The 22,188-nt window shown below is 66.4% G+C and carries 17 protein-coding genes and 1 pseudogene; 10 read left to right on the forward strand and 8 right to left on the reverse strand.

Annotated elements, in window-relative coordinates:
- Positions 1-351: 351 nt before the first annotated feature.
- The 6 genes and pseudogenes from IPV08_RS14935 to IPV08_RS14960 form a co-directional block, all read right to left on the reverse strand.
- Entirely contained in the window at positions 352-882 is a 531-nt protein-coding gene (locus IPV08_RS14935; RefSeq protein ID WP_207412418.1) for an N-acetyltransferase, read from the reverse strand.
- Positions 879-1,985, reverse strand: coding sequence for a microcin C ABC transporter permease YejB (locus tag IPV08_RS14940; RefSeq protein ID WP_207412419.1), 1,107 nt, complete (start codon positions 1,983-1,985; stop codon positions 879-881). Before IPV08_RS14940 ends, IPV08_RS14935 begins: the two co-directional genes overlap by 4 nt.
- A gap of 9 nt (positions 1,986-1,994) precedes the next feature.
- Positions 1,995-3,857 (reverse strand): ABC transporter substrate-binding protein, encoded by a 1,863-nt coding sequence (locus tag IPV08_RS14945; protein ID WP_207412420.1) that lies wholly within the window; start codon positions 3,855-3,857, stop codon positions 1,995-1,997.
- Entirely contained in the window at positions 3,854-5,677 is a 1,824-nt protein-coding gene (locus IPV08_RS14950; RefSeq protein WP_348646133.1) for an extracellular solute-binding protein, read from the reverse strand. The genes IPV08_RS14945 and IPV08_RS14950 overlap by 4 nt, the downstream gene beginning before the upstream one ends.
- Before the next feature lie 523 nt (positions 5,678-6,200).
- Positions 6,201-7,466 (reverse strand): alpha-hydroxy acid oxidase, encoded by a 1,266-nt coding sequence (locus tag IPV08_RS14955; RefSeq protein ID WP_207412422.1) that lies wholly within the window; start codon positions 7,464-7,466, stop codon positions 6,201-6,203.
- 437 nt (positions 7,467-7,903) lie between these two features.
- Positions 7,904-8,509: pseudogene (locus IPV08_RS14960) on the reverse strand (cytochrome c family protein); the annotation flags it as partial.
- Between the two features lie 240 nt (positions 8,510-8,749).
- Here IPV08_RS14960 and IPV08_RS14965 point away from each other — a divergent pair.
- Both IPV08_RS14965 and IPV08_RS14970 read left to right on the forward strand, forming a co-directional pair.
- Positions 8,750-9,493: a 3-deoxy-manno-octulosonate cytidylyltransferase gene (locus IPV08_RS14965; protein ID WP_207412423.1), complete on the forward strand. Its 744-nt coding sequence runs from the start codon at positions 8,750-8,752 to the stop codon at positions 9,491-9,493.
- A gap of 20 nt (positions 9,494-9,513) precedes the next feature.
- On the forward strand, positions 9,514-10,416 hold the full coding sequence (locus IPV08_RS14970) for a prephenate dehydratase (protein WP_207412424.1): 903 nt from the start codon (positions 9,514-9,516) through the stop codon (positions 10,414-10,416).
- Between the two features lie 15 nt (positions 10,417-10,431).
- On the opposite strand, the gene IPV08_RS14975 is transcribed toward IPV08_RS14970, so the two are convergent.
- Positions 10,432-11,157: a tyrosine-protein phosphatase gene (locus IPV08_RS14975; RefSeq protein WP_207412425.1), complete on the reverse strand. Its 726-nt coding sequence runs from the start codon at positions 11,155-11,157 to the stop codon at positions 10,432-10,434.
- 205 nt (positions 11,158-11,362) lie between these two features.
- Here IPV08_RS14975 and IPV08_RS14980 point away from each other — a divergent pair, with 205 nt between their 5' ends.
- From IPV08_RS14980 to ppa, 3 genes are all read left to right on the forward strand, one after another.
- A complete protein-coding gene (locus IPV08_RS14980; RefSeq protein WP_056429776.1) occupies positions 11,363-11,869 on the forward strand; it encodes a GNAT family N-acetyltransferase in 507 nt (168 codons plus the stop codon).
- A gap of 141 nt (positions 11,870-12,010) precedes the next feature.
- The gene (locus tag IPV08_RS14985) at positions 12,011-12,352 is read left to right on the forward strand and encodes a hypothetical protein (protein WP_207412426.1); all 342 of its coding nucleotides are present in this window, start codon (positions 12,011-12,013) and stop codon (positions 12,350-12,352) included.
- A gap of 202 nt (positions 12,353-12,554) precedes the next feature.
- Entirely contained in the window at positions 12,555-13,091 is a 537-nt protein-coding gene (gene ppa / locus IPV08_RS14990; RefSeq protein WP_018044679.1) for an inorganic diphosphatase, read from the forward strand.
- Positions 13,092-13,315: 224 nt separating this feature from the next.
- Here ppa and IPV08_RS14995 read toward each other — a convergent pair whose 3' ends face one another.
- The gene (locus tag IPV08_RS14995) at positions 13,316-14,587 is read right to left on the reverse strand and encodes an FAD-dependent monooxygenase (RefSeq protein WP_207412439.1); all 1,272 of its coding nucleotides are present in this window, start codon (positions 14,585-14,587) and stop codon (positions 13,316-13,318) included.
- Positions 14,588-14,870: 283 nt separating this feature from the next.
- Between IPV08_RS14995 and tesB the strand changes: the two genes are divergently transcribed.
- The 5 genes from tesB (at position 14,871) to IPV08_RS15020 (ending at position 22,181) form a co-directional block, all read left to right on the forward strand.
- A complete protein-coding gene (tesB, locus tag IPV08_RS15000) occupies positions 14,871-15,740 on the forward strand; it encodes an acyl-CoA thioesterase II (RefSeq protein WP_207412427.1) in 870 nt (289 codons plus the stop codon).
- Positions 15,741-16,023: 283 nt separating this feature from the next.
- Positions 16,024-16,362: a P-II family nitrogen regulator gene (locus IPV08_RS15005; RefSeq protein WP_018044676.1), complete on the forward strand. Its 339-nt coding sequence runs from the start codon at positions 16,024-16,026 to the stop codon at positions 16,360-16,362.
- Positions 16,363-16,450: 88 nt separating this feature from the next.
- The gene (locus IPV08_RS15010) at positions 16,451-17,956 is read left to right on the forward strand and encodes an ammonium transporter (RefSeq protein WP_056429781.1); all 1,506 of its coding nucleotides are present in this window, start codon (positions 16,451-16,453) and stop codon (positions 17,954-17,956) included.
- Between the two features lie 296 nt (positions 17,957-18,252).
- Entirely contained in the window at positions 18,253-19,209 is a 957-nt protein-coding gene (locus IPV08_RS15015) for a TorF family putative porin (protein ID WP_244478085.1), read from the forward strand.
- A gap of 212 nt (positions 19,210-19,421) precedes the next feature.
- Positions 19,422-22,181, forward strand: a complete 2,760-nt coding sequence (locus IPV08_RS15020) for a DNA translocase FtsK (RefSeq protein WP_207412428.1) — start codon at positions 19,422-19,424, stop codon at positions 22,179-22,181.
- Positions 22,182-22,188 lie beyond the last annotated feature (7 nt).

Genomic DNA, 22,188 nt, shown 5'->3' on the forward strand with positions numbered 1-22,188 from the left:
TCGCATATGACACCACGCCGTCATTCCGGGTCGCCACAGGCGAGCCCGGACCCGGAGGGCCGCGCCAGAGGCGTGCAATCCAGAGCCGCCGACAGTGTAAAGTCCTGCACCACTTGTGTTTCTGGATCCCGGGCTCCGCTGCGCGGACCCGGGATGACGGGGTGGTGCCAGCGGGTTTCTGACAGGCGGATCGGCATATGCGATAGCCCTCGCGGGGGAGGGTGGTCGCGGAGCGACCGGGAGAGGGGGCGACCTCTCCGATGATGGCGCTCCCCTCATCCGACTTGGCTGCGGGCCACCTTCTCCCGCAGAGGGGAGAGGAGTGGCGCGCGTCTCACCCTCTGGGGAGGGTCAGCCTCGCGTTTCGCCACCCAAGATTGCGACCGGACGAACGGGCCTGACGATCCCAGATACCGTCTCCAAGGCGCCGGGACGGAGTTCGAGCCAGAGGAAGCGCGCGGGGTCCACCGGTCCCGGCGGCAGCAGGCGGCCCGGCGGCACCGGCGCGAAGCCGAAGCGGCGGTAATAGGGCGCGTCTCCCACCAGAATGACGAGCCCGTGGCCGCCGGCCCGCGCGGCATCGAGGCTCGCCTGCATCAACGATCCGCCGATGCCGCGTTTACCGAAGCTCGGATCCACCGTGAGCGGCCCCAGAACCAGCAGCGGCCCTCCCGCCTCTGCAGGAGCGACACGGACCGAGCCGACGAGATAGGTGCCGACCAGCGCGGTGAAGCAGAGATCCGCCATGGGCCGGGCGCCTTCGCGCAGGCGATAGGCGGTGCGGGCGAAACGTCCCGGCCCGAAGGCGCGGGCGTGGAGGCGTTCGATGGAATCGGCGTCGCCCGGCCGCTCGGACCGGATGACGATAGGCAGGCTGGTCATGTCGCCCGCGCCGAGAAATCGATGCGCGGATCGATCCAGGTGTAGATCAGGTCGGAGAGCAGGTTCACCGCCAAGCCCATCAGCGAGAAGATGTAGAGCGTGGCGAAGACGATCGGGTAATCGCGCCCGACGATGGCGGTGAAGGACAGGAGGCCGAGCCCGTCGAGGGAGAAGATCGTCTCGATGAGCAGGGAGCCGGCGAAGAAGGCCGAAATGAACGCGCCGGGAAAGCCCGCGACCACGATCAGCATGGCGTTGCGGAACACGTGGCCATAGAGCACCCGCCGCTCGGTGAGCCCCTTCATCCTGGCCGTCATCACGTATTGCTTGCGAATCTCGTCGAGGAACGAGTTTTTGGTAAGGAGCGTCGAGGTGGCGAAGGCGCCGAGCACCAGGGCGGTGAGGGGCAGCGTCATGTGCCAGGCGTAATCGACGATCTTGCCCCAGAGGGTGAAGTTCTCCCAGCCCTCGCTGGTGAGGCCGCGAATCGGGAAGACCTGCAGGAACGAGCCGCCGGCGAACAGGATGATGAGGGCGATGCCGAACAGGAAGCTCGGGATGGCATAGCCGACGATGACGATGCTTGAGGTCCACAGATCGAAGCGCGAGCCGTCCTTCACGGCTTTCCGGATGCCCAGCGGAATCGAGATCGCGTAGGACAGGAGCGTCATCCACAGGCCGAGGGAGATCGAGACCGGCAGGCGCTCGCGGATCAGCTGCAGCACCGAGACATCGCGAAAATAGCTCTTGCCGAAATCGAAGGTGGCGTAGTCCCACAGCATCTTGGCGAAGCGCTCGGGGGCGGGCTTGTCGAAGCCGAATTGCTGTTCGAGCTTCTTGATGAAGGCCGGGTCGAGCCCCTGCGCGCCGCGATAGCGCGAACTCGCCTCCGAGCCGCCGCCGGCCGAGCGCCCGCCGCCGCCGAGATCGCCGGCCCCGCCGGTGACGCGGGACAGGCTGCCCTCGCTCTGGCCCTGCAGCTGCGCCAGCACGCGCTCCACCGGCCCGCCGGGGGCGAACTGCACGATGACGAAGGTGATAAGCATGATCCCGAAGATCGTCGGGACCATGAGGGCGATGCGGCGCAGGATGTAGGCGAGCACGTCTGGTCCTCAATTCCTGCCGATTCGCCGGGCCTTCTCGGCATCGTGCCACCAGATCGCCGGGGCGCCGAGATCGTAGGCCGGTCCGGGCGATGGGTGGCCGTAGACGTCCCAGAGGGCAAGGCGGTGATCGGCCTTGTACCACATCGGAATCCAGTAGCGGCCCGAGCGCAGCACCCGGTCGAGGGCGCGGGCGGCAACGGTGAGATCGGCGCGGGTGGACGCATCGAGCACCCGGCCGATCAGGGCGTCCACCGTGGCGTTGGAGATCCCGGCGAGGTTGTCGGAGCCCGGCGTCGCGGCGCTGGCCGAGCCGTAGACCTGCCTCAGTTCCGGCCCGGGCGTCGGGCCGTTGCTATAGCGGCGCGAGGTGATGTCGAAGTCGAAATCCTTCAGGCGGGACTGATACTGGGAGGTGTCCACCCGCCGGATGGTGGCCTTGATCCCGATCAGGCCGAGATTGCGGATGAAGGATTGGGTGTGCGGCTCGAGGGCCGGATCGGCGTCGAGGAACTCGATCTCCAGGGGCTTGCCCCCCGGCAGCGCGATGGTGCCGCCTTCCCGCGTGCAGCCCGCCTCGCGAAGGAGCGCCACGGCGCGGCTGAGCAACGCCCGGTCCTGGCCGGAGCCGTCCGACTGGGCCGGCTGCCAGGCTTCGCCGAAGACCTCGTCCGGCAGGCCGGCGCGCATGGGGTCGAGCAGCGCGAGCTCCTCGGCCGAGGGTTTACCGGTGGCCTTGAGGTCTGAATTCTCGAAGAACGAGGCCGTACGGATATAGGCACCGAACATCAAGTTCTTGTTCGCCCAGGGGAAGTCGAAACACAGGCCGATCGCCTCGCGGACCCGGCGATCCTTGAAGGCTTCGCGGCGGGTATTGATCCACCAGCCCTGCGTGCCGGAGGGTCGGGCATCGGGCACGATTTCCTTGCGGACACGACCCTCGCGGAAGGCGGGGAAATCGTAGCCCGTCGCCCAGACGCGGGCGGTGAACTCCTCGCGGAAGGTGAAGATGCCGCTCTTGAACGCCTCGAACGCCACCTGGCGATCGCGGAAATACTCGTAGCGGATCTGCTCGAAATTGTTCTGACCGACCATCACGGGCAGGTCGGTGGCCCAGTAATCGGCCACTCGCTCCAACTCGATGAAGCGACCGGCTTCCAGGCGCCCGACCTTGTAGGGGCCGGACCCCATCGGCGGCTCCAGGGTCGACGCCTCGAAGTCGCGGCCCGCGTAATAGGCCTTCGAGAAGATCGGCAGGGTGGCGACGAAGAGCGGCAGATCGCGGCTGCGGCCCTTCTCGAAACGCACGATCAGCGTCTCGTCGCTCTCGGCCACGGCATCCGCCATGTCGCGGATCACCTGGGAGATCTCGGGATGTCCCTTCTCCTTCAGTAGATTCAGGGAGAAGGCGACATCGGCGGCGGTGAGGCGCGTGCCATCGTGGAACCGCGCCTGGGGGCGAAGGGTGAAGCGGTAGGTGAGGCCGTCCTCGCTCGCCTCCACGCTGCGGGCGACGAGGCCGTAGAGCGAATCGGGCTCGTCCAACGCCCGCACCATCAGCGAATCGAAGGTTAGGTTCATGCCGGCGGCGCCGTCGCCGCGCAGGACGTAAATGTTGAGGGTGTTGAACGTGTCGCCGGCCTGGTTGCCGAGGGTGGAGGAGAGCTGCGCCGAGAACCGGGCGCCGCGCGGGGCCGCCGGGTTCACATAGGCGAAATGCGGAAAGTCGGCCGGGTATTTCAGTTCCCCGAAACTCGACATGCCGTGGCTCGCCCCGGTGGGGGCGGCCCCCGCCGGCTTCGTCAGGGCGGTGGCGATGCCGAGAGCGCCGGCCCCGGCGACGAAGTCCCGGCGGGTCGGCGCGAACCTCACCGCGGCGCCCCGGTCTTGGCGGCGAGCGCCTCGTCGTACCACCACGTGGTCGGGAAGCCGGACGAACCGTAGAGCGGCAGGGTCGCCGGATGCGCGAACCGGTTCCAGCGCAGGGTCCGCGACACGTTCGAGGCCCATTGCGGCACAACGAAGTTGTGGGCGAGGAGCACCCGGTCGAGGGCGTGGGTGGCGGCAAGCACGCCCGGGCGGTCCTTGGCGAAGATCACACGCTCGATCAGCGTATCGATGGCCGGGTCCTTGATGCCGATCAGGTTGCGCGATCCCTGCTTGTCGGCGGCGGCCGAGCCCCAATATTCGCGCTGCTCGTTACCGGGCGAGAGGGACTGGCCCCAGGAACTCGTGGTCACGTCGAAGTCGAAGCCGCGCAGCCGGTTCTGGTACTGCGCCTGGTCGATGACGCGGAGCGAGGTCTGGATGCCGATGAGCTTCAACTGAGCCGAGAAGGGCAGGATCACCCGCTCGAACACGCTCTGGAACTCCAGGAACTCGACCGTGAGCGGTTCACCGGTCTTCACGTTGGTCATGCGCCCGTCGCGAAGCTCGTAGCCGGCCTCCTTGAGGAGGCGCACCGCCTCGCGCAGGTTGGCGCGCACGGCATCGGGTGTGCCGTTCACCGGGTTCGCGTAAGGGGTCGTGAAGACGGAGGCCGGGACTTTGTCCTTCACCGCCTCGAGGATCGCCAGTTCCTCACCCTGGGGGAGCCCCGACGAGGCGAGTTCCGAGCCGAAGTAGTAAGAGTCGATCCGCTTGTAGAGGCCGTAGAACAGCGAGCGGTTCATCTCCTCGAAATTCATGGCGAGGTTGAAGGCGCGCCTCACCCGCTCGTCGGCGAATTTCGCCTTGCGGGTGTTGAAGACGAAGGCCTGCATGGTGCCGTTCCCGCGATCGGGGAACTCCTCCTTGATGAGGCGGCCCTCTTTCACGGCGGGGAAATCGTCATAGGCCGTGGCCCAGTTGCGGGCGACGTTCTCGGCACGGAAATCGAACAGGTCGCCCTTCAGCGCCTCGATCAGCACGGTGGAATCGCGAAAATACTCGTTGCGCATCGTGCCGAAATTGTTGCGTCCGGCATTCACCGGCAGGTCGGCGCCCCAGTAATCGGCCACGCGCTCATAGGTGGCGCTGCGGCCGGGCTCGAACTTGGCGAGGCGGTAGGGGCCGGAGCCCAGCGGCATCTCGAGGGTGGTCTGGGTGACGTCGCGCTGGCGTCCTTCCGCGTCCTTGCCCGTCCACCAATGCTTGGGCAGCACGCGGAGCTGGCCGAGGACCTGCGGCAGCTCGCGATTGCCCTTCTCGGCGAAGGTGAAGGTGACCTCGCGCGGGCCGGTGACTTCGCCCTTCGCCACGGTCTGGTAATAGGCGGCGTAGAACGGGCTGTTGGCCTTCAGGGTCTCGTAGGACCAGACCACATCTTCAGGCGTGATCGGCTTGCCGTCGTGCCAGCGGGCGTTCTCGCGCAGGCGGTAGGTCACGGAGGAGAGGTCGTCGGCGAGTTTCGCCCCCTCGGCCAGCAGGCCGTAGGAGGTGAAGGGCTCATCGAGCGATTCCGTCATGAGCGTATCGTAGATCTGGCCGATCCCGCTCTCGAGATCGCCCTTCAGGCCGGAGACGACGAGGTTGAAATTGTCGAACCCGCCCTGTGCCCCGAGGCGGACGAGGCCGCCCTTGGGAGCCTTCGGGTCCGCGTAATCGAAATGCTTGAAATCGGCCGGATATTTCGGCTCGCCCATCAGCGTGAGGGCATGGGCCCATCCACCGTCCTGCGTGGCGGCGCGCGCATTCTCCGCGAAGCTCGCCACGGCGAGGGAGACTGCCAGGGTAGCGGCGAGTAGGCGTCCGATCAGGGCTGTTCGCTTCACGAGGCGGCTGTCTCCCGAATTCCATGGCCGAAGCCGTAGAGGGCTCAGGCGGCATGTCCTTCTAGGACGCCGGGGCGGGGCGCGCCAAGCGGGCAAGTCCCAGGCGCGTCGGTTGAACGCGTGGGAGGACCGTCCTCCGAAGGACGTCGGAGTACTTGACGGAACTCTAGATCAGGGTCGATTTTCCCGCGACGTACGGCGCCGTAGCGGGAGCGGGAGTTTCGTGAGAGAGGGGAAGAACCTGTTTAGGCTGTTCTCCCAAGGGCTTACCTCATCCTGAGGTGCCGCGCAGCGGCCTCGAAGGAGGCCTCCAGAACCCATAGAGCAGACTGGAGGGCTCCTTCGAGGCCCTTTGCTCAGGCAAAGGGCACCTCAGGATGAGGTGGTCTGATTGGATAATCGACTTCTGCGGATGATCCGCTCACGCCTGATCATCCGTAGGACAAATCCGATCGACCGGACGTCAGACGATCTGAACGCTCTTGGGCGTGATCTCGGCAATCTTGGTCGCACCGACCTGGCGCATGATCGTCTCGAACTCGCGCTGCATCAGGGTCAGCACCGTCTCGACACCCGGCTGGCCGAAGGCGGCGAGGCCCCAGATGTAGGGACGACCGACGCAGACGGCGGTGGCGCCTAGCGCCAGGGCCTTGAGCACGTCGGTGCCGCGGCGGAACCCGCCATCGATGAGGACCGGCACCTTGCCGTTCACGGCGGCGACCACCTCGGGCAGGGCGCCGATGGTCGATTGCAGGCTCTCCTCGGCGCGGCCGCCATGGTTGGAGACGATGATCGCATCGACGCCGTGGGTGAGGGCGATCTTGGCATCTTCCTGGGTCATGATGCCCTTGAGGACGAGCTTGCCCTTCACGATGCCGCGCAGGCGCTTCACATAATCCCAGGTCATGCCTGTGCCGTAGAGGTTGGTGACCTTCGACACGTCGATCTCGTCGAACATCGGCTTGCGGCTGACTTCGTTCTTGAAGCCGGGCGTGTGGCAATCGGTACAGGTGCGGGTGTCGGCGCGGCGCTCGCGGAACAGCGTCTCGGTGTTGCGGCCGCCCTGGCGATCCACGGTGAGCACGATGGCCGGGGCGCCGGCCGCCTCGGCCCGCTTAACCAGCTTCTCGGTCACGGCCCAATCGTCGGTCGGGTAGAGCATGTACCAGACGGGCGCGCCGCGCTCCTTGATGACATCCTCGATCGAGGTGCTGCCCACCGTGGACAGGATCATCTGGTGACCCTTGACCTTGCAGGCGCGGGCGGCGGCCGCCTCCGCCTCGGGGTGGAACGCGCCCACGCTACTGACGGGCGCCAGGGCGATGGGGCTCGCCCAGGTCTCGCCGAAGATCTTCACGGTCGTGTCGATCTTGCGCACGTCGATCAGGCGACGGGCACGGACGTGGATCTTGTCGAAATCGTCGCGGTTGGCCTTCAGCGTCTTGTCGGCGTCGACGCCGCTGGCGAGGTAGCCATAATGCGCCGGCGGCAATTCCTTCTTCGCCACGGGCTCGAAATCGAACACGTTGAGGGCCTGCGCCGGGGAGGCGATGAGGTCACCGTTCATCACGGGGGCGGCGCGGAGCACGTCGTAGCTCTGGGCCACGGCTTCGGTGGTTCCGAAAGCGGCGATGCCGGCCAGGGCGCGGGCAGCGCTCGGTGCGAAAAGCGGGCTGGTCGAGAAATACGTCAGCAGCTTGCGACGGTGGATCGATGCATGCTCGCTCATGACACTCTGCCCTTCAAATCCGTTCGACCTACGCGCCGTTTCCACGGCCCAGATTACGGGGCTTTCCTGCATCATTTTTATTGTGCAATGCAATAACTGATATAATTCTAACTCAATGTGGTGGTGTCCCACTCCCCCGTCTTACCGGGAAATCCTCCCACAAAGTCGACAGTGAGACTGTTTTTCGACTCGAAGCGCAGGATTATCGTGCTTAATTTGCTGTCGTCACGATCATGCGATCCGCACCGCCCCAGTCACCGGGTGAGCCGGCTTTCACATTATTTTGCTGCAGTGCGGGATGCTGTCGGTCCGGGTGATTCCCTCCTTGGAAACGCGGCTCACGTCCTGGAACGCAAAAGGCCGGGACAAGCCCGGCCTTTCCGATCGTTCATCGATGCGGGAATTTCCCCCGGTCGCGTAGCCTACTGCGCGGGCTTCTCTTCCGGCGCTTTCTGATCGGCAGGCTTGTCGCCAGCCGGGCTGTCCGCAGCCGCGGCCTTCTCCACGGCGGGGAGCGGAGCCGGCGTATCGGCGAGCGAACGCAGATACGCGATCACATCGGCGCGCTCCTGCGGAGACTGGATCCCGGCGAAGGCCATCTTGGTGCCGGGCACGTAGGTCTTCGGATTGGCGAGGAAGTGGTCGAGCTCGTCGTAGGTCCAGGTGCCGCCCTTTTCCTTCAAGGCGGCGGAATACTCGAACCCGCCTTCATGCGCGCGTTGACGATCCACCACGCCCCAGAGATGCGGGCCGACCTTGTTGGGGCCGCCCTTCTCGAAACTGTGGCAGGCGGCGCATTTCTTGGCGGCGCCGGTGCCCTTCTCGACGCTGGCGCTGGCGAGGCGAACCGGAAGCGGCTCGACCTTGGCAGCGGCGGCCGCACCACCCCCCGCCGCCTCGGGCTGAGGCTCGGGGAGGGCGTAGCCCGCGCTGCCGGCGGGCTTGGGAGAATAGATCAACTCGGCGACAAACCCGGAGCCCATGGCGAGAAGAAGAGTGCCGAGTACGGCGCCCGCGACCTTGTTCAGCTCGAAAGAGTCCATTCTCGACAACTCCGGGGGCGTCCGCCGGTTGCGGCGGCATGCGAGGCCCGGTGAGCGGATGCCCCGGACTCTGGAAATGTTCGAGGGTGAATAGCGGTACTCGACCGATCTTGACAATGCCGGAGTCACGGGCCGCGTAGTCGCAGAGGCGAAGCTGTCACCCGTGCGACGCCCCGGCGACGATGACAACCCGCATCGCCCCTGCTAATCCGCCCCCTCGCTGGAGAGATCCGCCGGTCGATGTCAGATCCCCTCGTCCTGATCCCCGCCCGCATGGCGGCCACGCGGCTGCCCAACAAGCCCATGGCCGACATCGCCGGCGAGCCGATGATCGTGCATGTCTGGCGCCGGGCCGTGGAGGCCGGCATCGGCCCCGTGGTGGTGGCGACCGATGCCGTCGAGATCGTCGATGCCATCGAGCGGGTCGGAGGCCTCGCGACCCTCACCCGGGCCGATCACCCCTCCGGATCGGACCGGCTGGCCGAGGCCCTCGAGATCATCGATCCGCAGGGCAACCACGACGTCATCGTCAACGTGCAGGGCGACCTGCCGACGATCGACCCGGCGGCCATCGTCGCCGCGATCCTGCCACTCGCGGATCGGGCTGTGGATATCGCCACCCTCTGCGCCCTCATCATCCGCGACGAGGAGCGGCAGGATCCCAACGTGGTGAAACTCGTGGGCCACCATGTGACGCCGACCCGCCTGCGCGCCCTCTACTTCACCAGGGCGCAGGCCCCCTGGGGGGAGGGGCCGCTGTTCCACCATATCGGCCTCTACGCCTATCGCCGCCGTGCGCTCACCCGCTTCATGGCCCTGCCGCCCGGGGAGCTCGAGACCCGCGAGAAGCTGGAGCAGCTGCGGGCGCTGGAGGCGGGCATGCGCATCGACGCCACCATCGTCGACGACCTGCCGCTGGGCGTCGACACCCCCGCCGACCTCGAGCGCGCGCGGGCCGTGCTCAAGGCCCGGCGTCTCAACTGACGAACCGAGTCATCACCTCAATGTCCCAGACGACCGAGCCCCGCACGTCCGAATCCCGCACGTCCGAATCCCGTAAGACGATCTCCTACCAGGGTGAGCCCGGCGCCAACTCGCACATCATCTGCGCCCAGGCCTATCCGGACTGGACCCCGCTGCCCTGCGCCTCGTTCGAGGAAGCCTTCGCGGCGGTGAATGACGGCCGCGCGGCGCTGGCCATGATCCCGATCGAGAACTCCATCGCCGGCCGTGTCGCCGACATCCACCATCTCATCCCCACATCCGGCCTGCACATCGTGGCCGAGCACTTCCTGCCGATCCATTTCCAGTTGATGGCGCTCCCCGGCACGCCGATCGAGGCGATCAAAACGGTGCACAGCCATGTCCACGCCCTCGGCCAGTGCCGCAAGATCATCCGGCGGCTGGGGCTGAAGGCCATCGTGGCCGGCGACACGGCGGGCGCGGCGCGCGAAGTCGCCGAGGCCGGGGATCCCAGTCGCGGCGCGCTGGCGCCGGCCATGGCGGCAGGCGTCTACGGGCTCGATATCCTCGCCCGTGACGTGGAGGACGAGAGCCACAACACCACGCGCTTCGTGGTGTTCTCGCCCGAGGCTGTGGAGGTGCCGGCCAATACCGGACCGACGGTGACGAGCTTCATCTTCCGCGTCCGCAACATTCCGGCGGCGCTCTACAAGGCGCTCGGGGGCTTTGCCACCAACGGCGTCAATATGTCGAAGCTCGAGAGCTACATGGTCGAAGGCCAGTTCTCGGCGACGCAGTTCTATGCGGAGGTCGACGGCCATCCGGAGGATCCGGGTCTCGCCCGCGCGCTGGACGAACTCGCGTATTTCTCGCGCGAATTGCGCATCATCGGCACCTACCCGGCCCATCCGTTCCGCGAGACGACGCGGCTGGCGGCGGAGTAGGCGCGGGCGGCGGACCTATTCGCGCTTGATCACCCGGTCGACCACGAGGTCGGACCAGAAGCCGGGGCGGAAATCGCGCTTCAAGGCCTCGGGGTCGTAGACCGTCTCGACCCAGGTCAGGAAATCCAGACCCTTCGCCTCGCCGTCGCGCAGGTAGAGGTCGAAGAAAGCGTCGAGAATCCCGGTCTTGGCAAAGCGGAAATGGCCGTACCGGGCCGAAAGCTGCTGCATCGCCTCCGAGACCGGCACGCTTTCGTGGAGGATGAGGAACAGGGCCGCGCCGAGGCCGGCCCGGTCCGCTCCCGACTTGCAATGCATCACGGCGGGATACTGGACGCCGTCGAAAAACGCCTTCGCAGCGAGGATCGTCTCCTTCGAGGGCGCTTCGCGAGAGCGCAGCACGAATTCCACGAGGTTCAGCCCCTGCTGGGCGCAGGCCTCGCGCTGGAGCGGCCAGGAGCCGTGCTCGCGGCCGCCACGCAGGGAGATCACCGTGCGCACGCCCTGCCGCCGGAACCAGGCGAGCTGGTGGGGCGTCGGCTGGGCCGAGCGCCAGATCTTGCCGGTCCCGATCTTATGACGGTTCAGATAGGCGAGACGGAACACGCCGTGGTCGACGAGCAGCATGTTGGCCCAGGCCCGCACGCGTGCGCTCCGACCGGAGATCGGCTGCTCGAAGCGGGCGATCCGCGCCATGCGCCGGGCATAGCGGATCTCGGGCTTGATGAATCTGTTGAACACGGGTGGCTGCTGGAACCGGTCGGGAGGACAGTGCTGCGGCTCTAACAGCCGGTAGAGGATCGGGCAAACGCGTGTCGCGTAAGGGCGCCATCGGGCATCGATATTCCCGGCCACGAGAATTCGGCATCCGGCTTGCCTTCATCATGCCCGTATCGTGGATTTCGATGCGACGTCGTTCCCGTTTCCACCGAGCGTAGGGACAGTCATGAAGACGAGCACCACCAGCATCCGCCGCGCCCGTTCGGGAGACGCCGACCGGCTGAGCGACGTCTTCGACGAAACATGGCGGGAGGCCTATCGCGGCATCATCCCCGGCATTTCCCTGGAGCGGATGATCTCCCAGCGCTCGTCGCAATGGTGGGTCGGCGCGGCCCAGCGCAACCGCCCCCTGGTCGTGGTCGAGATCGGCGACGAGATCGTCGGATACGCCATCTACGGGCAGGCGAGGGGGAGCGCGCTCAAGGCAGCGGGCGAGATCGACGAGCTCTACATCCTGCCGGCCTATCAGGGCCTGGGGCTTGGCCGGCGCCTGTTCCGCGCGATCCGCAACGACCTGATCGACCACGGCCTGACACGGATCGGGGTCTGGACGCTGACGGGCAACGAGCGCGCCTGCGCGTTCTACGCCGGTCTTGGCGGCAAGAGGGTGGCCGAGGCCGTCGACCGCATGGCTGGTGCCGTCCTCGACAAGGCGGCCTACCGCTTCGAATGACCTCCGGCCGCCGGACCGTTCTGTAATCCGCCGTCACGGAACCCTGAGCACGGCATGGATCGTTGATCCTGCGCTGAAGCCGGACCGCCCCCACATGTCGGGGGCCGGCCCGGACTTCCCTGCGCCGGAACAAGGATCACAATGACCACCAGTCAGCAGGACGTGTCGCGCCGTGATTGCACGGCGCAGGATTGGGACGACCGCGTCACCCGCCTCACCGAGAAGCTGCCGGACACGCTGCGCAAGGCCATCGAGTGGCTTCGCGAACCCCATCGCCGCTGGATCAGGATCGGGGCGGCGCTCCTGTTTATCCTCGGCGGTATCTTCTCCATCCTGCCGGTACTTGGGCTTTGGATGCTGCCGGTGGGCCTGGCTCTCCTCAGCCAGGACATCCCGGCCTTGAAGATCCCGCTCGAACGCTCGGCCCGTTGGACCGAGGGCGTCTGGCAGCGCTGGTTCGGCTCGCGCAAGAACAAGCCCTGATCGACGACGTGGACGTCGTGCCGATCGACCGGAAGCGGGCTCGATGGACGCTTCACCGGGCGGGCGTCACTGCACCCTGAGGTAACGATTTGGGGCAAAAGCCCCGCGCAACGGGCGAAGGCCGATTTCTTTTAACCGGGAAGGGATTTAAGAGACGCGTCAAACAGCGCCCCAGGTTGCTGCAGGTTAGAGAGAGGACCCCATGATCATCGATTCCATCTCGATCGGTAAGAATCCGCCGGACGACGTCAACGTCATCATCGAGGTTCCGATCGGCGGTGATCCGATCAAGTACGAGATGGACAAGGAATCCGGTGCTCTGGTGGTCGACCGGTTTCTCTACACCGCGATGCATTACCCGGGGAATTACGGCTTCATCCCGCACACGCTCTCTGGTGACGGTGATCCGTGCGACGTTCTCGTGGCCAATACGCGCGCCATCGCTCCCGGCGCGGTCATCAGCGTTCGGCCGGTGGGCGTCCTCGTGATGGAGGACAATGCCGGCGAGGACGAGAAGATCATCGCCGTGCCCTCGCGCCACCTGACGATGCGCTACGACCGGATCGAGAACTACACCGACCTGCCGGACATCACGATCCAGCAGATCCAGCACTTCTTCGAGCATTACAAGGATCTGGAACCCGGCAAGTGGGTCAAGATCAAGCGCTGGGGCGACAAGGCCGAGGCTCAGCGCCTCATCAATGAGGGTATCGAGCGCGCCAAGGCCGAGAAGGCCTGAACCACGGACCTCTCAGGGCCTGTTCAAGAGGTGTTTGTCCAAGCTCTACCTCATCCTGAGGCGCCGCGTAGCGGCCTCGAAGGAGCCCTCCAGTGGTCGCGCGATCCCTGGAAGGCTCCTTCGAGGCCCTTCGCTCAGGCAAAGGGCGCCTCAGGATGAGGAGGTCTGATAGGATGATCTACTGTGCCTTGAGCAGCCACTGAGAAATCCGATCACACCAACGCTCACAACGCCTCGCCCCGCATCAGCCGGGGCGAGGCAGCCCGCGAGGCCGAGGCCTCGCCGATGAACAGCGACTTCAGGCCGGGGAGCCTGTCGACGAGGCCGAGCCCGAGATCGCGCACGAGGCGAACCGGCAGGACGTCGTTCGAGAACAACCGGTTCAACCCATCCGTGGCCGCCGCCATGGCGAAAGTGTCGAAGCGCCGGCTGCGCTCGTAGCGCTGCAGCACATCCTTCGCCCCCGGATCGAGGCCGAGACGCAGGGCCTCTGTGATCTCTTCCGCAAGGGAGGCGGCATCCGCGAGGCCGAGATTCAATCCCTGCCCGGCGATGGGGTGGATCACGTGGGCCGCGTCGCCGAGCAAGGCGAGTCGCTCGCCCCGGAAGCTCCGTGCCATGCCGAGGGACAGCGGGTGGGCGCTCGGCCCGTCTTCGAGGACGAGACGACCGAGATTGAGCCCGAAGCGCCGTTCGATTTCCGCAAGCGTTTCTTCCCGGCTGCCGCCGATCAGCGCCTCCACATCCGAGGTCCGCTCGGTCCAGACGATGGACGAGCGATGACCCAATGCGCCGCCATCCACCAGCGGCAGGATGGCGAAGGGGCCGCTCGGCAGAAAATGTTCGAAGGCGCGGCCACCATGCGGACGCTCATGCCCGATCGTCGCGACGATGCCCATCTGCGGATAGGAGCGTCCGACCCAACCGATCCCCGCGGCCTCGCGCAATCTCGAACGCGAGCCATCCGCCGCCACCAGCAGGGAGGCGATGGCCTCGCGCCCGTCGGACAGGGCGACGGCGATGCCGGAACCCCGCGCCTGCGCATGGCGGATGCCGACCGGTTCCAGGACAACGCCGCAGGCTCTCGATGCCGAGAGCAGGGATTCCACCAGGAACTCCGCTTCGGCCATGTGCGCGAAGGGCTCGCCGGCCTCCGCTCCGTCATCGGCGCCATGTCCGCCAAAGGTAAGAAAGATGGGCCGGACCGGGTCCGTCAGCCGACTGTCGCTGATCGCCATGTCGAGGATCGGTTCGGTCGCATGGGCGATGTCGTCCCAGACCCCCAGCCTCGTCAGCATGCGCCGCCCGCCGGCCGCCACCGCGAAGGCACGCCCCCGATGGCGTAAAGCCGCACGATCCAACCCCGGATCGAAGACGGCCACATCCAACGATTCGCCATGGGCCTGGCGCAGAGCCAGCGCCAGGCTGAGGCCGGGAATACCGCCGCCCGCGACGATCACCTTGCGAGGTGCGCGACCGTCCATCGATCCGCCCATGCTCTTCACCTCGTCCCCTTCCGCGCCGGCTGCGATCCGACGGGCCTGCACTGGCACCGCGTCTCATCCGAGGCAACGTTTCTTGCCCGAGGCCATGCGCTTTGCCGGAGCCAACGCGCGAAGGCGAGGCTTGGTGCATTGGCGAGGCTCGATACGTGGGCGAGACGTCCGATGCGTGGCTTTCACCCGCGCGCCTTGCATTCCGTGCCCGGTGTGGCGATGCCGATGCCCAATAATACGCGTTGCAAGACACCCTTGGTGTCACTGTCCTGCAAAGGCCCGCATGACCGGATCCGTCGACGAACTCCTCGCTTGCCTCGACCTTGAACCGCTCACTGACGACCTGTTCCGTGGACAGAGCATCCAGACCGGATGGTTCCGCGTCTTCGGCGGCCAGGTGCTCGGGCAGGCCCTGGTGGCCGCGTCGCGTACCGTGGAGGCCAGCCGCCCGGCGCATTCCCTCCACGCCTATTTCATCCTCGGCGGCGATCCCGCCGCCCCGATCGATTACGCGGTGGAGCGGATTCGCGACGGGCGCAGCTTCGCCACGCGGCGGGTCGTGGCCCACCAGCATGGCCGCGCGATCTTCACCCTCTCGGCCTCGTTCCACATCGAGGAAGACGGTGCTTTCCATCAGGCCGGCATGCCGGACGTGCCGGCCCCCGAGGCGCTGCTCGACGCCCCCGCTCTCGCCGCGGCGGCGGGGCCGGCGATCCCCGCGACCATGCGCGCCTATCTCGGACGGGCCACCCCGATCGAGTTGAGGCCGGTGGAGGTCGAACGCTATCTGTCGCGCGATCCGCGCGAGCCTCGGTTCCACGTCTGGATGCGGGCGCGAGAGCGGCTACCGGACGAGCCGGCGCTACACAGGGCCGTACTCGCCTATGCTTCCGACCTGATGCTCCTCGACGCCACCCTGATTCCGCATGGCAAGACGGTGTTCGACGCGTCGATCCAATCCGCCAGCCTGGATCACGCGCTCTGGTTCCACCGATCGTTCCGCGCCGATGAATGGCTGCTCTATGTCCATGACAGCCCGTCCGCCTCCGGCGCGCGCGGTTTCGCCAGAGGATCGCTCTTCACTCGACGTGGCGAGCTGGTGGCCTCCGTGGCTCAGGAAGGCCTGATACGCCCGACCGGCGATGGATCCTGAACCTCTGCAACCTTTGCTTTACTGGCTGCCATTCTGCTCACGATATCGTCTGAATGAGTATTCTTTAGGCGATTGACGCAGAAATTTCGCCCGATCACGCGTCAGTGATCGGTCACTTTGTGTGCAGATGGCAAAATCGCGAAAAGTTCCCTTTGGCATAATCCTTGAATGATGGGCGCCGATCGCTTGGCCATTCTGGCTGGTGCGAAAATGCCGGATCGCCGGGCCGCGACGTAGATCGCGCCGGTGACCGGGGGCATCCAGAACAAAGGGGGCGCCGCCCATGAAGATCGTGATGGCTATCATCAAGCCGTTCAAGCTCGAGGAGGTCAGGGATGCGCTGACCGGGATCGGCGTGCACGGCCTCACGGTGACCGAGGTCAAGGGTTACGGCCGCCAGAAGGGCCATACCGAGATTTATCGCGGCGCCGAATACGCGGTGAGCTTCCTGCCGAAGCTGAAGATCGAGGTCGCCGTCGCGTCAGACCTCACCAGCAGCGTCATCGACGCCATCGCCGCCGCCGCCCGCACCGGCCAGATCGGCGACGGTAAGATCTTCGTCGTGCCGCTCGAGAAGGCCGTCCGCATCCGCACGGGCGAGACCGACGTCGACGCGCTCTGATCCAGAGGCCCGGCTGGACGACGCTCCGGCCTGCCTTCCCCTCCTTTCCCAACATCACCATCGCACCGCGACCGGGAGTTCCGTTTCCATGAAACTTCGCAATGCCCTTGCGCTCGGGATGGGAGGCGCCGCGCTGGCCCTCCTGTTCGTCGAGCCATCCCTCGCACAGTCGCCGACGCCAGAAGTCGTCTCGGCCCCGGCTGCCGCCGCACCCGTTCCGAACAAGGGCGACACCGCCTGGGTGATGATCTCGGCGGTCCTGGTGCTGCTGATGACGGTGCCCGGCCTGGCGCTGTTCTACGGCGGCCTCGTGCGCACCAAGAACATGCTCTCGATCCTAACGCAGGTCTTCGCCATCGCGGCGGTCGTCAGCCTTCTGTGGGTCGCCTTCGGCTACAGCATGGCCTTCACCAATGGCGGCGGTCTCAACGACTTCGTCGGCGGCTTCTCCAAGGTCTTCCTGAAGGGGGTCGATCCGTCCACCACCGTGGCGACCTTCTCCAACGGCGTCGTGATCCCCGAATACGTCTACATCTGCTTCCAGATGACGTTCGCGATGATCACGCCCGGCCTCATCGTCGGTGCCTTCGCCGAGCGGATGAAGTTCTCGGCCCTGCTCGTGTTCTCCATCCTGTGGGTCACGCTGATCTACTTCCCGATGGCTCACATGGTCTGGTACTGGGGTGGTCCGGACGTCGTCGGCGATGCGGCCAAGGCTCTTGCTGCCGCGACCGACGACGCCTCGAAGGCGACCGCTCAGGCTGCCCTGGACGCCGTCAACGCCGATGCCGGAATGCTCTTCAAGTGGGGCGCCCTCGACTTCGCCGGCGGCACCGTCGTGCACATCAATGCGGGCATCGCCGGCTTCGTCGGCTGCCTGATGCTCGGCAAGCGTATCGGCTACGGCCGTGACCTGCTCGCCCCGCATTCGCTGACCATGACCACGATCGGCGCTTCGCTGCTCTGGGTCGGCTGGTTCGGCTTCAACGTCGGTTCCAACCTCGAAGCCAACGGCTCGGCCGGTCTGGCCATGATCAACACCTTCGTCGCCACCGCCGCCGCGGCCGTCTCCTGGCTGTTCGTGGAGTGGATGCTGAAGGGCAAGCCCTCTCTCCTGGGCATGCTCTCGGGCGCCATTGCCGGCCTCGTCGCCGTCACGCCCGCTGCCGGCTTCGCCGGCCCGATGGGATCGATCGTCCTCGGCTTCGTCGCCGGCGGCGCCTGCTTCATCATGTGCTCCACCGTCAAGAACGCCCTCGGCTACGACGATTCGCTCGACGTCTTCGGCGTCCACTGCATCGGCGGCATCCTCGGCGCCCTGGCCACCGGTATCCTGGTGAGCCCGGACCTCGGCGGCGTCGGCATCCCCGACTACACCAGCAAGCCCGGCGAACTGGTTGTGGGCGCCTACGATATGGCGGCCCAGCTCCTCGCCCAAGGTAAGGCCGTCGGCTTCACCATCCTGTGGTCCGCCATCGGCTCCGCCATCCTGTACAAGCTCGTCGACCTGACCATCGGTCTGCGCGTGACCCAGGACGAAGAGCGCGAAGGCCTCGACATCGCCGATCACGGCGAGCGCGCCTACAACTACTGATCCTGCTCTAGCGCGATCTCACCGCACCGAGAGGCCCCGGTCGCCATGCGACCGGGGCCTTTTTCATGGCTGTGAAGGCCCGCGAAGAGGCATCGACCGCCCCTCGGTATACGGGCGGGACCGGCTCACCCCGCCGGACTGGGGCGAGAATGTGATGCAAATGCAACATCCCGATGGCAAGTCCCGCGAGAAGCCGTATTTGCCTATTTGCTGGGCAATTGCATCAAAGTTAGTTTTGCGAAGATCGGTGGGATTGGGCAACTTGGCTCTCACAGAATAACTGGGGCTGAACTCTAATGACACTGAAGCTGACTTCACTGGGGACTGCCGCTTCCCTCGCCGCGTTCCTGAGCGTTGGCAGCGTCAACGCCGCCGACCTTGCCGCTCCGAAGGTCATGCCGGTCGAGGCGAAGGTCGCCGACCCGCTGATCGGCTTCTCGTTCGGCTCGCGCTACCAGACGGACTACAACTTCCGCGGTGTGTCGCAGTCGAACCGCCAGGGCAGCTACCAGTCCTTCTTCGAGGCCCAGTATTTCGGCGGCTTCGCCTATACCGGCCTCGCCACCTACCAGACCCGCCTGCCCACGCAGCCGGACATGGAGTTCGATCTCGCCGCCGGTATCCGTCCGACCTTCGACAAGTTCACCCTCGATCTCGGCGTGCTCTACTACTTCTACCCGAATGAGAAGCGCCTGCTCGGCCCCGGCGGCGCGTTCCTGACCACCGCCAACACCGACTTCATGGAATATGCCGCCAAGGGCACCTGGGCAGCGTCGGATGCGCTGACCCTCGGCCTCAACGTGTTCTTCTCGCCGAACTTCCTCGGCCAGCACGCCAACGGCACCTACACCTCGGGTACCGCCGCCTACACCCTGCCGGCAAACTGGTTCTCGTTCCTTCCCGAGGCCTATTCGGGCGGCTTCTCGCTTTCGTCCGAGCTCGGCTACTACTTCCTGACCGCCGCCAAGACCTCGGCCACCGGCCAGACCGCGTTCAACCTGCCGAGCTACCTCTACGGCAACGTCGGCCTGTCCTACACCTACAAGAACATCGTCCTCGACGTTCGCTACCACAACACCAACCTGAGCAAGACGGACTGCTTCAACTTCACCGGCGACTACCGCGGCTTCAACAACGGCGGAACCTCCAAGTGGTGTGGCGATGCCGTCATCGGCTCGATCACCTTCCAGACGTCGACTGCAGCTCCTGGCATCTATGCCGAGCCGGGCGGCCTCCTGAACCTCTTCCGCTAAGCCCCAAGCTCAGCGACGGACAAAGAAGGCCCCGGAGCGATCCGGGGCCTTCTTCGTTGGCGGCGCGGATGAATGCCGGCAAGGCGCGTCGTGACAGCGCATGAAAGCACAGACATCTGTACGCACCGCGCTAACGATCTCTAAGCCTTAAACAGCCGTTAACTCGGTCGCCATAGCGTTACCGGATCGTTTCTCCCTGCGTCTGGTCCCGTATGCGCTCGCTCCGCCGTTCCGCATCGCCTTACGACACCTTCGTCGACAGCTTTCGGCCATTTTTGGCCAAGCGGATGACGGAGATGGGCGGTCTCATCCTCTTTGCCGGCGCGACCGCGCTCACGGTCGCTCTGGCGACCTGGTCCATCGACGATCCGAGCATCAACCACGCCACCGATCATGCCGCGCACAACGTGCTCGGCACCGGCGGTGCGGTGGTGTCGGACCTCGCGATGCAGCTCCTCGGGCTGGGCTCTCTCGCTTTCGCCCTGCCGCCCGCCTTCTGGGGCGTGCAGCTGATGCGATCGCGCGAGTTGCCCCGAGGCGGGCTGCGGCTCACCCTCTGGATCATCGGGTTCTTTGCCGCGAGCGCGGTGGCGAGCGCTCTGCCGCCCACCGCCCGCTGGCCTCTTCCCACCGGTCTCGGCGGGGTGGCGGGCGATGCCCTGATCCATACCGCGCGACTCATCGTCGGCGCCATCGCGTCGCCGGCGGCTGCCCTCGTGGGCTTCGCCTTCGCGGCCGTGGCAATCCTCTGCCTCACGGGTGCCTGCCGCGCCGGAGCGGAGCCGGAGGAGGAGCCCTACGATCAACCCCTTCCGTCCGCGTCCAACCAGCGTCCGCCATCCTCCGCGCGGCATGACGGCCGCTATGAGGAGGACGAGCCGAGCCTCGGCATCGTCTCCCTTGGCACCCTGGCGCATCTCCTCATGGGCGGCCGGACCGCCCTCGCCAGGCGCATCGCCGAATGGCGTGCCGAAAGGGCAGCGGCGGCCACGGACCTCGCCTATGCGGGCGCCTCGCCGGCTCTGGCCGCGCGCCGCGCGTTCTCGGATGGAGACGACGCGCCCTGGTCGGCCCATGCGCCGCAGGAGATGGGAAACCCGGTCAGAAGCGGTGCCGGTCAGGCGGCGCCGCGGCAGGGTGGGGCGGACGCCTCGGCTCGCCGCGAGCCGGTCTTCGAGCCGCAGCCCATGTCCGAGCCCCGCCCGGTGACACGCCGGCCCCTCCCGGAGCCGATCCTGCACGACGACGAGCCGGATGATGGCGGCGAGGAGTTCTATGCGTCCGAGGAACCGGCCGCATCAGTGCCGGCCCCGCGCTCCCGCGTCGCCCCGGTGGCACCGTCTCCCGCTCCGGCGCCGATCCGGCGCGCGCCCGTCGCCCAGAACTATGGTGCGGAGAGCTACGCCCATCCGGCCCTCGAATTGCTCGCCGAAGCGCCGAGCCTGTCCCTCGCCAGCCAGGTCTCGACCGAGGCCCTGGAGCAGAATGCGACCCTGCTCGAGGCGACGCTCAGCGATTTCGGCGTGCGCGGCGACATCCTCGCCGTGCGCCCCGGCCCGGTGGTCACGCTCTACGAACTGGAGCCGGCCCCCGGCACCAAGTCGAGCCGCGTGATCTCGCTCTCGGACGACATCGCCCGCTCCATGTCGGCGGTCTCGGCTCGCGTCGCGGTCGTTCCCGGCCGCAACGCCATCGGCATCGAATTGCCCAATGCCAGGCGCGAAACCGTGTATCTGCGCGAGCTTCTCGCTTCGGCGGATTTCGTCGAGACGAAGCAGAGCCTCGCTTTGTGCCTCGGCAAGAATATCGGCGGTGAGCCGATCATCGCCGATCTCGCCAAGATGCCCCACCTGCTCGTCGCCGGCACCACCGGCTCCGGCAAGTCGGTGGCCATCAACACGATGATCCTGTCGCTCCTCTACCGGATGAAGCCGGAAGAGTGCCGCCTGATCATGGTCGACCCGAAGATGCTGGAACTCTCCGTCTATGACGGCATCCCGCACCTGCTCTCCCCCGTCGTCACCGACCCGAAGAAGGCGGTCATCGCCCTCAAATGGGCCGTGCGCGAGATGGAAGAGCGCTACAAAAAGATGTCGAAGGTCGGTGTGCGCAACATCGACGGGTTCAACGCGCGCCTCGCCGAGGCCCGTGGGCGTGGCGAGGTCCTGACCCGTACGGTCCAGACCGGGTTCGATCGCGAAACCGGCGAGGCGGTCTACGAGACCGAGGAGATGGATCTCAATCCGCTCCCCTACATCGTGATCGTGGTCGACGAGATGGCCGACCTGATGATGGTGGCCGGCAAGGACATCGAAGGCGCGATCCAGCGTCTCGCGCAGATGGCGCGCGCGGCCGGCATCCACCTGATCATGGCGACGCAGCGTCCCTCGGTGGACGTCATCACCGGCACGATCAAGGCGAACTTCCCGACCCGGATCTCCTTCCAGGTCACGTCCAAGATCGACAGCCGCACGATCCTCGGCGAGATGGGCGCCGAGCAGCTGCTGGGCCAGGGCGACATGCTGTTCATGGCCGGCGGCGGCCGCACCACCCGTGTCCACGGCCCGTTCTGCTCGGATTCGGAAGTCGAGAGCGTGGTCGCCCACCTGAAACGCCAGGGCCGGCCGTCCTATCTCGAAGCCGTCACTGCGGACGATGGCGAGGACGACGACAAGGGCTCGAAGGGCGGCGGAAAATCGGCCAAGGGCTCGATCGACGAGATCGAGGTCGATGGCGCGGTCTTCGACCAGGGCAGCTTCGGCGAGAGCGGCGGCGACCTCTACGCCCAGGCGGTGCAGGTGGTGATGCGGGACAAGAAAGCCTCCACCAGCTACATCCAGCGCCGCCTGCAGATCGGCTACAACCGCGCCGCCTCGCTCATGGAGCGGATGGAGGTCGAGGGGATCGTCGGTTCGGCCAACCACGCGGGCAAACGAGAGATCCTGGTCGAGCCCGATCCGCACGAGATGTGATGCGCGC

The organism is Methylobacterium sp. SD274 (assembly GCF_017355285.1).
In the GTDB taxonomy this organism is placed as follows: domain Bacteria; phylum Pseudomonadota; class Alphaproteobacteria; order Rhizobiales; family Beijerinckiaceae; genus Methylobacterium.

Excerpts from the sequence above, each read along its gene's own strand:
- ppa (WP_018044679.1), top strand. The coding sequence starts at position 12,555 with ATGATCATCGATTCCATCTCGATCGGTAAGAATCCGCCGGACGACGTC.
- IPV08_RS14995 (WP_207412439.1), bottom strand. The coding sequence starts at position 14,587 with ATGGGCGGATCGATGGACGGTCGCGCACCTCGCAAGGTGATCGTCGCG.
- IPV08_RS14955 (WP_207412422.1), bottom strand. The coding sequence starts at position 7,466 with ATGAGCGAGCATGCATCGATCCACCGTCGCAAGCTGCTGACGTATTTC.
- IPV08_RS14985 (WP_207412426.1), top strand. The coding sequence starts at position 12,011 with ATGACCACCAGTCAGCAGGACGTGTCGCGCCGTGATTGCACGGCGCAG.
- IPV08_RS14980 (WP_056429776.1), top strand. The coding sequence starts at position 11,363 with ATGAAGACGAGCACCACCAGCATCCGCCGCGCCCGTTCGGGAGACGCC.
- tesB (WP_207412427.1), top strand. The coding sequence starts at position 14,871 with ATGACCGGATCCGTCGACGAACTCCTCGCTTGCCTCGACCTTGAACCG.
- IPV08_RS14965 (WP_207412423.1), top strand. The coding sequence starts at position 8,750 with ATGTCAGATCCCCTCGTCCTGATCCCCGCCCGCATGGCGGCCACGCGG.
- IPV08_RS15015 (WP_244478085.1), top strand. The coding sequence starts at position 18,253 with ATGACACTGAAGCTGACTTCACTGGGGACTGCCGCTTCCCTCGCCGCG.
- IPV08_RS15010 (WP_056429781.1), top strand. The coding sequence starts at position 16,451 with ATGAAACTTCGCAATGCCCTTGCGCTCGGGATGGGAGGCGCCGCGCTG.
- IPV08_RS15020 (WP_207412428.1), top strand. The coding sequence starts at position 19,422 with ATGCGCTCGCTCCGCCGTTCCGCATCGCCTTACGACACCTTCGTCGAC.
- IPV08_RS14935 (WP_207412418.1), bottom strand. The coding sequence starts at position 882 with ATGACCAGCCTGCCTATCGTCATCCGGTCCGAGCGGCCGGGCGACGCC.
- IPV08_RS15005 (WP_018044676.1), top strand. The coding sequence starts at position 16,024 with ATGAAGATCGTGATGGCTATCATCAAGCCGTTCAAGCTCGAGGAGGTC.
- IPV08_RS14970 (WP_207412424.1), top strand. The coding sequence starts at position 9,514 with ATGTCCCAGACGACCGAGCCCCGCACGTCCGAATCCCGCACGTCCGAA.